Annotated in this window: 10 protein-coding genes and 1 pseudogene; all 11 read left to right on the plus strand. The window is 48.7% G+C overall.

The features are described 5' to 3' along the window. Window positions 1–32: 32 nt before the first annotated feature. The 11 genes and pseudogenes from MUN34_RS03425 to MUN34_RS03475 all read left to right on the plus strand — a co-directional run bounded on the left by MUN34_RS03425 (window position 33) and on the right by MUN34_RS03475 (window position 12,953). On the plus strand, window positions 33–1,463 hold the full coding sequence (locus MUN34_RS03425; protein WP_247856877.1) for an L-aspartate oxidase: 1,431 nt from the start codon (window positions 33–35) through the stop codon (window positions 1,461–1,463). Next, window positions 1,432–2,274, plus strand: coding sequence for a carboxylating nicotinate-nucleotide diphosphorylase (nadC, locus tag MUN34_RS03430; RefSeq protein WP_247856878.1), 843 nt, complete (start codon window positions 1,432–1,434; stop codon window positions 2,272–2,274). The genes MUN34_RS03425 and nadC overlap by 32 nt, the downstream gene beginning before the upstream one ends. Beyond that, the gene (gene nadA / locus MUN34_RS03435; RefSeq protein WP_247856879.1) at window positions 2,264–3,361 is read left to right on the plus strand and encodes a quinolinate synthase NadA; all 1,098 of its coding nucleotides are present in this window, start codon (window positions 2,264–2,266) and stop codon (window positions 3,359–3,361) included. Before nadC ends, nadA begins: the two co-directional genes overlap by 11 nt. Before the next feature lie 207 nt (window positions 3,362–3,568). After that, window positions 3,569–4,162, plus strand: a complete 594-nt coding sequence (gene ruvA / locus MUN34_RS03440) for a Holliday junction branch migration protein RuvA (RefSeq protein ID WP_026827827.1) — start codon at window positions 3,569–3,571, stop codon at window positions 4,160–4,162. A gap of 4 nt (window positions 4,163–4,166) precedes the next feature. Next, a complete protein-coding gene (ruvB, locus tag MUN34_RS03445) occupies window positions 4,167–5,162 on the plus strand; it encodes a Holliday junction branch migration DNA helicase RuvB (protein WP_014970894.1) in 996 nt (331 codons plus the stop codon). Between the two features lie 2 nt (window positions 5,163–5,164). Then, window positions 5,165–6,208 carry a tRNA preQ1(34) S-adenosylmethionine ribosyltransferase-isomerase QueA gene (queA, locus tag MUN34_RS03450; protein WP_114595335.1) on the plus strand — a complete coding sequence of 348 codons (1,044 nt, stop codon included), beginning with the start codon at window positions 5,165–5,167 and terminating at the stop codon, window positions 6,206–6,208. Then, window positions 6,205–7,350 (plus strand): tRNA guanosine(34) transglycosylase Tgt, encoded by a 1,146-nt coding sequence (gene tgt, locus MUN34_RS03455; protein WP_026827829.1) that lies wholly within the window; start codon window positions 6,205–6,207, stop codon window positions 7,348–7,350. The genes queA and tgt overlap by 4 nt, the downstream gene beginning before the upstream one ends. A gap of 71 nt (window positions 7,351–7,421) precedes the next feature. Further along, window positions 7,422–7,712, plus strand: coding sequence for a preprotein translocase subunit YajC (yajC, locus tag MUN34_RS03460; RefSeq protein ID WP_012370963.1), 291 nt, complete (start codon window positions 7,422–7,424; stop codon window positions 7,710–7,712). Between the two features lie 153 nt (window positions 7,713–7,865). After that, window positions 7,866–10,077 (plus strand): annotated as a pseudogene (secD, locus tag MUN34_RS03465) (protein translocase subunit SecD). A 69-nt stretch (window positions 10,078–10,146) separates the two neighbouring features. Beyond that, window positions 10,147–12,456 carry a single-stranded-DNA-specific exonuclease RecJ gene (recJ, locus tag MUN34_RS03470; protein WP_247856880.1) on the plus strand — a complete coding sequence of 770 codons (2,310 nt, stop codon included), beginning with the start codon at window positions 10,147–10,149 and terminating at the stop codon, window positions 12,454–12,456. Continuing rightward, the gene (locus tag MUN34_RS03475; protein WP_247856881.1) at window positions 12,435–12,953 is read left to right on the plus strand and encodes an adenine phosphoribosyltransferase; all 519 of its coding nucleotides are present in this window, start codon (window positions 12,435–12,437) and stop codon (window positions 12,951–12,953) included. Before recJ ends, MUN34_RS03475 begins: the two co-directional genes overlap by 22 nt. The last annotated feature ends 124 nt before the right edge of the window (window positions 12,954–13,077 follow it).

The raw sequence follows: 13,077 nt of genomic DNA on the forward strand, positions 1-13,077 counted from the left end.
AGTAAATATTTAAGTATAGAGGTGTTTATCATATGTCTTTACATATCGTGGAGGAAGTTGATGTCTTAATCATCGGTACAGGATTAGCGGCCGCTTCGGTTGCGCTCCATCTCCCGAGTAATCTGAACGTCGTCCTTGTCTCAAAAGGGACAAGGACAGAAACGAATTCGATGCGGGCACAAGGCGGGATTGCGTCGGCATATCTGGAGGAGAACCATTTCAGTCATCAAGTTGACACGGAGCAGGCCGCGAAGGGGCGGACAGATGAAACGATGATTTCATTTATCACCGCGACCGGAAGGCAGGTCATTCAAGAACTCGAAGCGTTTGGTGTGATGTTCGATCGTGAAGTGACGGGAGCGTATGCCTTAGGTCAAGAAGGGGCACACTCGAGACCACGTATTTTTCACAGTGGAGGAGACCGAACGGGCGAACGGATCATGACGCAACTGCTTCAGCAACTCGTTCATCCCGTCATCGAGGATACCGTCATTACAGAATTGTTGACGAACAGACAACAGGTCGTCGGAGCACGGGGATATCGGGGTCAAAAGCCGGTCGTCTTTTCAGCCCGGGCTGTCATCCTGGCGACAGGCGGAATCGGCGGATTGTTCACGGCCTCGACGAATGAACCAAACCTGACAGGTGACGGTCTGGCACTCGCTGCTCAAGTCGGAGCCCGTTTGTCAGATTTAGGTTACATCCAGCATCATCCGACAGTACTGTTGCACGACGGTGTCAGTCAGGGCTTGATCACAGAAGCATTACGGGGAGCGGGTGCTTTTTTGATGACAGCAGACGGTCGTCGTGTGATGACGGATCATCCGCAAGGGGACTTGGCTGCCCGGGATGAAGTCGCAACGAGAATTACGACGGTACGTGAACGGGAACCCGTTTATCTTAATACGACTTCTGTCGAACAAATTCAAACACGCTTTCCGACGTTTGTTAAAAAATGTGAAACATTGAACATATCACCTGATATCGTCGAAGTGACGACCGGTGTTCACTTTTTAATGGGCGGGATTAAAACGGATCGTCTCGGACGGACGACTGTTCCGGGACTGTATGCAGTTGGAGAGACAGCATCAACGGGGTTGCATGGGAAAAATCGATTGGCCTCCAACTCACTCCTTGAATGTTTCGTGATGGGCAAAGAATTGGCATTACGGCTTCAGTTGCCAACACGTCAGCCGTTACCTGAAGTAGACATCACACAAGAGGGAGAGCAGCGGCCGCTCGATTCATCTTGGACAGAAGCGTTAAGCGTTAAGCTTGATGAAATCATACTGAAACAAACACTGGAAACCTTCAAAAATCAACCGGATGAACAAGGATCCGGACGGGACGCTGAACTGAGGCGCCTGCATCTGATGACGGCTAAGCTGTTACTTGAAGGAGCAATTCAACGACTAAAAGGAGAACAACCACATGAACAGATGGTACCTACGACGACAGCTTGAAGATTTTTTAGTGGAGGATATCGGTCATCAGGATGTGACGAGTGAAGTTTGTCTGACTGGCGCTGAACACGGAACCGGTCAATTCATGGCAAAAGAGTCCGGTATTTTTTGCGGCGAAGCTGTATTGGTCGAATTAGCGCGACTGCTCGAGGTCGAACACGAAACAATCGTCCGGGATGGACAACCAATTTCCCGCGGGCAAGTGGTCGCAAAATGGTCCGGCCGCCTACAAGCGATTTTGACGGGAGAGCGCGTCGCTTTAAATCTCATTCAACGAACGTCAGGAATTGCGACATTGACGCACCAGGCCGTTAGTCTCGTCAGTGGGAAAGTCCGGATTGCTGATACCCGAAAAACAACACCGGGACTAAGGATGCTGGAAAAACATGCGGTTCGAGTCGGAGGCGGATTTAATCACCGCGGTCGACTCGATGATGCCGTCATGATTAAAGATAACCACATTACCGTCGCCGGTTCGATTACAGCGGCAGTCAGTCGAGCGAAGGCGCAAGTCGGTCATACGACACCGATTGAGGTGGAAGTCGAGACCGGTGAAGAGGTAAAGGAAGCGGTCGCAGCCGGTGTCGACATCATCATGCTTGATAACCGGACACCGGAAGAAATCAAGCTGTTCCGGTCATGGATCCCTCAATCGATTACGGTTGAATTGTCGGGTGGCATCACGCTTGATACGTTACCGGCATATTGTGAATGCGGGGCAGATTATATCTCGCTTGGTGCATTGACTCATTCGGCACCAGCGTTAGACATCAGTATGAAAATTGCGGGAGGAAAAAAAGATGAGTCTTAATTTATTTACAGAGCAGGGGATTCCAAGAACGTATTTAGAAAAAACAGATGCAGAATTAGTGTCAATCATTGAAGGTGTCAAACAGCGGATGGGACCGCGGTTATTTTTACCGGCGCATCATTATCAAAAAGATGAGGTTGTTCAGTTTGCCGATGCAACAGGAGATTCGCTCCAACTCGCCCAATTGGCGAAACAGATGACCGATGCGGACTATACCGTTTTTTGTGGTGTCCACTTCATGGCGGAGACAGCAGATATGCTGACGGATCAAAATCATACGGTCGTCTTACCGGATATGCGGGCCGGCTGTTCAATGGCTGATATGGCGAACGGCTTTCAGACGGAACGGGCATATGACGTGTTGACGAAACGGCTGGGACGCTCGATTCTCCCGTTGACGTATGTCAATTCAACGGCTGAAATCAAAGCGTTTGTCGGTCGTCACGGTGGAGCGACCGTCACGTCATCAAATGCTGTTCAAATGGTCGAGTGGGCACTTGCTGAGCGCGAGATTCTCTTTTTCCTGCCCGATCAGCATCTCGGGCGAAATACGGCACATGCCTTGGGGATTCCGCTCGAACAGATGGCTGTCTGGGATCCGATTGCGGATCAGTTGGTGTTTGACGGAGCGGATGAGGACATCCGGGTCATATTATGGAAGGGACACTGCTCCGTTCATGAGAAGTTCACGGTCGGACAGATTGAGCAGTTCCGTCAAGCAGATCCCGAACGGAAAATCCTTGTTCATCCGGAGTGTTCCTTTGAAGTCGTCACAGCGTCAGATTTGAATGGTTCGACAGCGTATATCATTGATCAAATCAGACAGGCGGAACCGGGAACGAAATGGGCAATCGGAACAGAAATGAACTTAGTCCAACGACTGGCGAAAGATTATCCGGAACTCGACATCGTGTCCTTGAATCCATTCATGTGTCCGTGTCTGACGATGAACCGGATTGATTTATCACATCTCGCCTGGTCACTGGAACAAATTGAATCCGGTCAGCCGGTCAATGTCATCACCGTCGATCCGGAAACGACCCGGTATGCGGTCCTCGCGCTCGAACGGATGCTGGAACGTTCATAAAGGTAAAGTTGAATCAAATAATAGATACACAACGAAACAGGGCGACGGAATGCGACATCCGTTGCCCTGTTTCGTTTTTTTGAGGGAAGGAGAGTTCTTAAATTTCCACCATGACCGTCTTGGATATGAAGAATTACGTTTTGAAGAGCCTCCTCGTTATATGCTACAATAACACGAGAGTTTGTTAATGGATGGGAGCGTTCTAAAGTGATAGAATTCGTACGCGGCGAAGTCGCTTATGTCTGTGCGGAATTCGTGACGATCGAGGTCGGGGGGATTGGCTACAAAATCGTAGCACCGAACCCGTTTTTTTATCGGACCGGAGACGAACAGGTTATCGTATATACGTATCATTATGTCAGAGAAGACCAGGAAGTCTTGTTCGGATTCCGTTCAAGACGTGAACGGGCGCTGTTTACGAAATTGCTTGGCGTAACAGGGATTGGTCCTAAAGGATCACTTGCCATCGTGGCGTCAGGAGATGTCGATGCGCTTGTTGAAGCAATCGAGCAGGAGAAGGAAAGTTATTTGATTAAATTCCCGGGTGTCGGTAAAAAGACAGCGAAGCAGATGACGCTTGATTTAAAAGGCAAGTTGGCTGAACTCGCACCGGATTATATTCCGAGCGAAGGGTTATTTGCCCAAGGAAATGCGGAATTGAATGAAGCATGTGAAGCCTTGACGGCACTTGGTTACAGCGACCGGGAAGTCGAGAAAGTCAAAAAAGCACTTCAAGGTGAAGTGTTGTCGACGGATCAATACGTGAAGCGGGCGTTGCAGTTGTTATTGAATGTGAGGTGAGAACGTGGAAGAACGGATTTTGTCAGAATCCGCACATGCGGAAGATCAAGAAGAGTGGAGTTTACGTCCTCAGACACTGGAACAATACATTGGTCAGGAAAAGGCGAAAGGCAACTTGAGCGTCTTTATTCAAGCGGCAAAAATCCGTCAAGAAACACTGGATCATGTGCTTTTATACGGTCCGCCCGGTCTTGGTAAGACGACACTTGCGACGATCATTGCCAACGAGATGGGCGTCGGCATCAAGACGACAGCCGGCCCGGCGATTGAACGGCCGGGGGATCTCGCGGCAATTTTGTCTTCGCTCGAACCGGGAGACGTCTTGTTCATTGACGAAATTCACCGGTTGAGCCGATCGATTGAGGAGATTCTTTATCCGGCGATGGAAGACTATTGTCTTGATATCGTCATCGGTCAAGGTGAACTGGCGCGTAGCGTACGGATTGATTTGCCACCGTTTACGCTAGTCGGTGCCACGACACGGGCAGGTATGTTGTCGGCACCTCTCCGTGACCGCTTTGGTGTGACGCTGAAACTGGAGTACTATACGATGCCGGAACTGTCGGCGATTGTCACACGGACATCCCGTTTGTTTGGCTTTGAAGCAGACCGGATGGCAGCAGAAGCGATTGCGCTTCGTTCCCGCGGGACACCACGGGTTGCCAACCGGTTGTTACGACGTGTCCGTGATTTTGCACAAGTCGCGCATCAGACCGCAATCGACGCGACACTTGCGACGAGTGCCCTCGATCGTTTACATGTCGATGCGCTTGGACTGGATGATGTCGATCACCGTCTGTTACGTTCGCTTGCCGAACGTTTTGCCGGTGGACCGGTGGGTCTCGAGACGATTGCGGCGACGATCGGCGAAGATGCTCAGACGATTGAAGACGTCTATGAACCTTATCTGCTTCAACAAGGTTTTTTGCAACGGACACCACGAGGTCGTGTCTTGACGCCGTTTGCGCGGCAACATTTAGGATTGAAAGAAGGAAACTAAAGATGGATGTAAATTTATTTGATTTTCATTTACCAGAAGAACAGATTGCCCAAGTGCCATTGCTCGATCGGACCAGTTCGAAATTGATGGTCGTCAATCGGGAAACAGGCGCCCTTCGTCATGAAAAATTTCATGATATCGTCTCGTATTTTAATGCGGGGGATACGCTCGTCATCAATGACACGAAGGTTTTACCGGCACGTCTGTTTGGTGTCAAAGAAGAGACCGGTGGTAAGATTGAACTGTTGTTGCTCAAACAGACAAGCGAAGATGTCTGGGAAACGCTCGCTAAACCGGCGAAACGCGTTAAACCGGGAACTGTACTGTCATTCGGTGACGGGTTACTCCGCGCAGAATGTGTCGAAGCACTCGACGATGGCGGACGGATTTTGAAGTTCTCGTACACCGGGATTTTTTATGAAGTACTCGATCAACTCGGGACGATGCCATTACCGCCTTATATCCACGAGCAACTCGAGGATCAGGACCGTTACCAGACCGTCTACGCCCGGGAACGGGGAAGCGCGGCAGCTCCGACGGCAGGTCTGCATTTTACACCGGAACTGTTGCAAGCATTGACGGATAAAGGTGTTCAGCTTGCACCGTTGACGTTACACGTCGGACTCGGGACATTCCGTCCGGTCTCCGTTGATGACGTAGACAGCCACAAAATGCATAGTGAGTACTACGAATTACCGGAGTCCTCTGCGAAGATTTTGCGTGAGACACGTAAAAACGGCGGACGGATCATTGCCGTCGGAACAACTTCGACACGGACGCTTGAGACCGTCATCCGGGATCACGGTGATTTCGTCGAAGCATCCGGTTGGACAGATATCTTTATCTACCCGGGTCAGGAAATCAAAGGAATCGACGGCTTGATCACGAACTTCCACTTGCCGAAGTCGACCTTGATCATGCTCGTATCCGCTTTATCAACCCGTGAACATATCTTACATGCCTATGAAGAAGCTGTTGCGCAAAATTACCGATTCTTTAGTTTCGGAGACGCAATGTTCTTAACGAGAGAGGAATTAAACCGATGACAAAACATGCAGTAACGTACGAACATATTAAAACGTGTAAACAATCTGGTGCGCGGTTAGGAATCGTCCATACGCCGCACGGCAGCTTCGAGACACCTGTTTTCATGCCGGTCGGCACACAAGCGACCGTTAAGACGATGGCACCAGAACAGATTAAAGACATGAATGCGAACATCATTTTGTCCAATACCTATCATCTGTGGGTCCGTCCGGGCCATGATGTCATTAAAGAAGCCGGCGGTCTGCATAAATTCATGAACTGGGACGGCGCGATCTTAACCGATTCCGGCGGATTCCAAGTCTTTTCACTCGCTGATTTGCGTAATATCACAGAAGAAGGCGTCAATTTCCGGAACCACTTGAACGGGGATAAACTATTCCTGTCACCGGAAAAAGCGATGGAAATTCAAAATGCCCTTGGATCTGATATCATGATGGCTTTTGATGAGTGTCCACCGTTCCCTGCTTCTCATGAATATATGAAGGCTTCGGTCGAGCGGACAAGCCGCTGGGCGGAACGTTGCCTCGAGGCGCATGAACGGCCGCAGGATCAAGCATTGTTCGGTATCATTCAAGGCGGCGAGTACGAAGATTTACGTCGCCAAAGTGCGCGTGATCTCGCATCACTTGATTTCCCGGGTTACGCGGTCGGCGGTCTGTCAGTCGGAGAACCGAAAGATGTCATGTATCGTGCCCTTGATTTTACGACACCGCTCATGCCGGAAGACAAGCCCCGTTATTTGATGGGCGTTGGTTCACCGGATGCCTTGATCGAAGGTGCGATTCGCGGAATCGACATGTTTGACTGTGTTCTGCCGACGCGGATTGCGCGAAACGGTACGTTGATGACATCAAGTGGACGTCTCGTCGTCCGGAATGCCAAATATGCCCGTGATTTCCGTCCACTTGATGAGAAATGTGATTGCTATGCGTGTAAGAATTACTCGCGTGCTTATATCCATCACTTGATCCGGGCGCAGGAAACATTTGGTCTTCACCTCTGTTCGACACACAATCTTCACTTCCTCGTCAAGTTGATGGAAGGCGTCCGTCAGGCGATTCGTGAAGATCGTTTGCTTGATTTCAAAGACGAATTCTTCGAAGAATACGGCTATAATTTGCCGAACGCAAAGAATTTCTGATAAATGGTCTGACAATTCCATTCTTTTTACGGTATAATGAACGTGATTTGAATGAAAAGGAGCTGACTCAGATGCAACAACTATTGACTTTCCTCCCGATGATCTTGATCTTCGTGGTGTTTTATTTCTTGTTGATTCGTCCACAGAACAAACGCCAGAAGCAAGTGCGTGAGATGCAAACCCAGTTATCACGCGGTGACTCGATCGTAACGATCGGTGGCCTTCATGGGGTCGTACAAAAAGTAGATGAGACAACCGTCACATTGAAGTCGGGTAACGCGCAATTGACGTTCAACCGTAGTGCGGTCGCAGAAGTTACGAAAAAAACTACGACTGTCATGGACGACGAAATCGTCGAATAAGGCTCAAAAAAGACGCTTTCCGAATTCGGAAGCGTCTTTTCTGTTTATATATGAGAAAAACGATTGCTAAGATTACCAATTCTTATGTAAGCTAGGATAGGATAAGAAAGTTGTCTGAAAATATACTGGGTTTGAGAGAAAGGACAATGTAGCATGATTAAGAAGGGAAAACTGGCCACGTTCTTCATCATCGTTGCCGCGCTGCTCGTTTTGATTGGCACGACATCGAATTGGCTCTTAAAAGACACAAAACTCGGTCTGGACTTAAAAGGCGGATTTGAAGTCTTGTATGAAGTACAACCACTGAAAGAAGGCGACGTCATCGATGCCAATGCGATGAGCGCGACGCTGACGGCAATCGAAAACCGGGTGAACGTACTTGGTGTTTCGGAACCGGACATCCGCATTGAAGGAGACAACCGGATTCGTGTCCAACTGGCCGGTGTCAAAAATCAGAGTGAAGCCCGTCAGATTTTATCTTCGACTGCCGAACTGTCATTCCGTGACATCAACGACAAGGTGTTACTTGATGGATCAGATTTAAAGGCAAAAGGAGCGAAAGTCGGATACGATCCGCAAACGAACGCACCGCTCGTCGAACTGACGATGAAATCAAAGGAAAAATTTTATGAAGTGACACAACAAGTGTCAAAAATGCAACCTCCTGCAAATCGTCTTGTCATCTGGCTCGACTATGAAAAAGGGGATACGTACGAAAAAGAGATTCAAAAAGAAAATTCGAAAATCGTCTCCGATGCTTCGGTCCAACAGCCGATCAACTCGGATAAAGCCATCATCTCGGGTGGTGACATCACAGCAGAATACGGAAAACAATTATCGTCGATCCTGAATGCCGGAGCACTACCGGTCAAACTGGATGAAATCTATTCGACGTCTGTCTCGGCCGCGTTTGGTCAAGATGCCCTCGATCAGACATTGTTTGCGTCAATGATCGGTGTTGCAGCCGTCTTCCTGTTCATGTTGCTGTTTTACCGGGTATCTGGTTTAGTGTCGATCATTACATTGCTGTTCTACATCTATCTCGTCATGATCTTCTTTAACGGAATTAATGCAGTCTTAACGTTGCCGGGTATCGCCGCTCTTGTACTTGGTGTCGGGATGGCAGTTGATGCGAACATCATCACGGCAGAACGGATTAAAGATGAACTCCGAAGTGGGAAATCCGTCTTGTCCGCTTTTAAAGCCGGTAACCGCCGCTCATTTGGTACGATTCTTGATGCCAACTTGACGACGTTGATTTCAGCAGGCGTGTTGTATTACTTCGGAACAAGTACCGTCAAAGGATTTGCCATCATGCTGATGGTCTCGATTGCCGTTACGTTCATCACGAATGTTTTTATCTCACGTTACTTGATGCAACTTCTCGTCAGCAGCCGCTGGTTTGATAAGAAAAAAACCTGGTTTGGCGTAAAGGAGGATGAAATTCGTGAACTTTAATCCAACGAAATTTGATTATGTCAAACATCGGAAAGTTTATTTTGCAATCACGATTGCGCTTTTAGTGATTTCGATTTTATTGTTGGCTTTCCGCGGCTTGAACCTTGGAATCGACTTTACAGAAGGAACACGCGTTGAAATTTCTTCAACGAACACGATTAAGGAATCAGAGGTTCGTTCTGTTATTGAAGAGGCTGGAATTGATGCGGCTGAAATCAACGGCGTTCAATTTGCGCAAGGCGGAAAGCTCGCGAACGTGACGTTCGTCGGAGAATTCAGCCAGGAACAAATCTCGAAAATGAAACAAGCGATTGAAGCGAAGTATAAGAAAGAACCAAGCATCTCGACGGTGTCGGCACAAGTCGGTCAGGAAATCGCCCGTAATGCGATTTATGCCGTCTTGCTGGCATCACTCGGAATCGTCATTTACGTCTCGTTCCGATTCCAACCGCTTTACGGGATTGCGACTGTACTTGCTTTACTCCATGATGCGTTGATGATCATCGCCTTCTTCTCGTTGTTCCAGATTGAAGTTAATCTGTACTTCATCGCAGCGATTTTGACCATCATCGGTTATTCGGTCAATGATACGATTGTTACCTTTGACCGGGTCCGGGAAAACTTGGGCCTTGCTGAAAAAGGTGGCCGTCAAGTGACGTTCAGTGAATTGTCGCATATCGTCAATGAATCGATTCAACAGACAATCATTCGTTCAATCAACACGGTCGTCACAGTCATCATGACGGCAGCGGCACTCTACATCTTCGGTAGTGAAGCCATCCGTGGATTCAGTCTTGCCTTGCTCGTTGGTCTAATCATGGGCATGTACTCTTCGATCTTCATCGCAGCCCAACTGTGGCTCGTCATGAAAGGTCGAACTCTTAAATCAGCAAAACAAGCCTCATGACCTGACCCGTGTTAGCTATCGCTAACGCGGGTTTTGTTTTATAATGATGAAGTTGATTGGAGGGATTAGATGTATCATTCAAAGAAAACATGGATCGATAAGGAAGTCGATTCCGTTAAAATAGACGAATTAGCCGGCCAGGTGGACGTTTCCCGGCAAGTCGCACACTTGCTCGTTCAGCGTGGCTTTGAGACAGCAGATCAAGCCAAAGCATTTTTGGAAACCGATCAAATGGCGTTTCATGATCCGTTTTTGTTCCAGGACATGAACAAAGTGATTACCCGGATCCAGCAAGCAGCCGACGAAGGTGAAATGATTTTGATTTACGGAGACTATGATGTCGACGGCGTCAGTTCCGCTGCGATTTTATGGCATGCGTTGATTGAAATCGGTGCGATGGCGGAATGCTACATTCCGAATCGGTTTACAGAAGGTTACGGACCGAACGAGGCGGCGTTCCGCTGGGCAGCGGAAGAGGGCTTTGGTCTCGTCATCACGGTCGACTGTGGAATTTCCGGTATTGAGGAAGCGGCCGTCTTAAAAGAACTGGGAGTCGACTTAATCATTACCGATCACCATGAAGCAAAAGACGTCTTGCCGGACGCTTTCGCGATGATTCATCCGGGTGTTGATTCCAATTACCCGTACTCGAAGCTTGCCGGTGCCGGTGTTGCCTTTAAGGTCGCCCACGCGTTACTGGGACGTGTGCCGGAAGAATTACTTGATTTGGCTGTACTCGGAACGATTGCCGACTTAGTTCCGCTCGTCGGGGAAAACCGTTTGCTTGCAGCAAAAGGGATTGAAGCGTTAAATGCCAGTGAACGACCGGGCATCCTGGCTTTACGGAAAGTCTGCAGTCTCGTCGAAGACGAGTTGACGGAAGAGTCGGTCGGGTTTGCCTTTGGTCCCCGGATTAATGCAGCCGGTCGACTCGACTCAGCGATGCCAGCACTTGAGATGCTACTCGCAGAAACGATTGAAGAAGCCAGTCTGCTTGCAGAACAACTCGACCAGCAAAATAAGCAACGGCAGGATATCGTCAAGAAAATTGCCGAAGAAGCGACCGACCTGGTGGAACAGCATTATTTATCGGACCGTGTCTTAGTTGTCGACTCAGATCAATGGAATCCCGGCGTCGTCGGAATTGTGGCGTCCCGGCTCGTTGAAAAGTATCATCGACCGGTCATTCTATTGTGTCATGATGCAGAAAAAGGCACCGCCAAAGGATCCGGGCGCTCGATTGCAGCGTTTGACCTCTTTGCTGAGTTAAATCAGTCGGCTGATATCTTACCGCACTTCGGAGGACATCCGGCGGCTGCCGGGATGACATTGTCATCCGAAAACGTCAAGGTCCTACGGGAACGATTGAATGCCCAAGCGGCAAGTTTACCGGAGGAAGCGTTCATCGCGACGACGGAAATTGATTTACGCTTAAATGTCTCGGATGTGTCGATCGGCTTGATCGAAGAGATGGGACGGCTGGCCCCGTTCGGTATGGGGAATCCGTCGCCGCGAGTTGTCGTGGAAGGTGCAAACATTCGTGACTTGAAACGGATTGGTCGTGATTTGACGCACTTGAAGGTTCTTGTGACCGACGGGAAAACCGAACTGGATGGAATCGGATTTGGGTTCGGAGACGCAGTCGATGAAGTATCGTCACTCGCAGAAGTTTCATTGATGGGAAGTCTGAACATCAATGAATGGAACGGATTCCGTAAACCGCAACTGATGATTCAGGATTTGGCGGTCGTTGATTATCAACTGTTTGATTATCGTGGTGGTAAAAAACCGCTGACGGATGTGTTTGAACTTCCGCATGATACGACGACGTTCGTTGCGTTTTCGGAAGAAACACAATCCAAATATGCCGAGCGTCCGCTGAACGGAGAAGCGAAGGCAAATGTTGTCTTTTTGGATCTACCGGAAGAAGAAGCGGCTTTCTTGCCATATTTGAACAACGCCGAACGAATTTATTGTGCGTTTAAAGACGAAGGGTATTATTTCGAGACGATTCCGTCCCGGGAAGAGTTTAAACATTATTTCAATTACTTTGCGAAATGTCCCCGTGACGAGCTTCGAATTGGGCTCGTTCGTTTGTCGAAATCCCGAAAATGGTCGAAACGTTCGATTAACTTTATGCATTCAGTGTTTTCGGAACTTGATTTTCTTGTTACAATGGAGGACGGGCTGCCGGGTGTGAACCCGAACGCTGAAAAACGAGACTTGACGGAAGCTGCGACGTACAAGCGTCATGAGGAACGTCAACGTCTTGAGCAACAATACATTTATTCGTCACTCGCTCAGTTGAAAGAGCGTTTTGATACTTTGGTAGAAGCGGCGAAGCAGGAGGAAATGACATGGAGTTCAAACAGCATATAAAAGAGGTCGAAAACTGGCCGAAAGAAGGAATCAGTTTCAAAGATATCACATCCCTGATGCAAAACGGACCTGCTTACAAGCAGTCGGTTGATGCCTTGATCGATTATGCGCGTCAACAAGGCGCAGATGTTATCGCCGGACCGGAAGCACGCGGATTTGTCGTCGGATGCCCAGCCGCATACGCGATGGAAATCGGATTCGTACCTGTTCGTAAAGAAGGGAAATTACCACGTGAGACGGTCCGTGTCGAGTATGGTCTTGAGTACGGAAAAGACGTCTTGACGATGCACCACGATGCGATCCAACCAGGACAACGCGTCGTCATTCTCGATGACCTACTGGCAACAGGCGGAACAATCGAAGCGACAATCAAAATGATCGAGCAACTTGGCGGAACGGTTGCCGGAATCGGATTCTTGATTGAACTTGATGGCTTGGGTGGACGTGAAAAATTAGAAGGATACGACATTCTATCCTTAATTCGTTACGCAGATTAATGAATCGCAAGTACCTTCTCGACAGTGGTCGGGGGGGTATTTCTTTTTATTTTGACATATTATCAAAATTTCACGATAATAGAGGATATATATTAGGGATTCAGCGTAATCAATCCCGGGGACT

This window comes from Exiguobacterium sp. 17-1 (assembly GCF_023096305.1).
In the GTDB taxonomy this organism is placed as follows: Bacteria; Bacillota; Bacilli; order Exiguobacteriales; family Exiguobacteriaceae; genus Exiguobacterium_A; species Exiguobacterium_A sibiricum_A.

Coding starts and splice junctions, on each gene's coding strand:
- MUN34_RS03425 (WP_247856877.1), top strand. CDS start 33: ATGTCTTTACATATCGTGGAGGAAGTTGATGTCTTAATCATCGGTACA.
- nadC (WP_247856878.1), top strand. CDS start 1,432: ATGAACAGATGGTACCTACGACGACAGCTTGAAGATTTTTTAGTGGAG.
- nadA (WP_247856879.1), top strand. CDS start 2,264: ATGAGTCTTAATTTATTTACAGAGCAGGGGATTCCAAGAACGTATTTA.
- queA (WP_114595335.1), top strand. CDS start 5,165: ATGGATGTAAATTTATTTGATTTTCATTTACCAGAAGAACAGATTGCC.
- tgt (WP_026827829.1), top strand. CDS start 6,205: ATGACAAAACATGCAGTAACGTACGAACATATTAAAACGTGTAAACAA.
- yajC (WP_012370963.1), top strand. CDS start 7,422: ATGCAACAACTATTGACTTTCCTCCCGATGATCTTGATCTTCGTGGTG.
- recJ (WP_247856880.1), top strand. CDS start 10,147: ATGTATCATTCAAAGAAAACATGGATCGATAAGGAAGTCGATTCCGTT.
- MUN34_RS03475 (WP_247856881.1), top strand. CDS start 12,435: ATGGAGTTCAAACAGCATATAAAAGAGGTCGAAAACTGGCCGAAAGAA.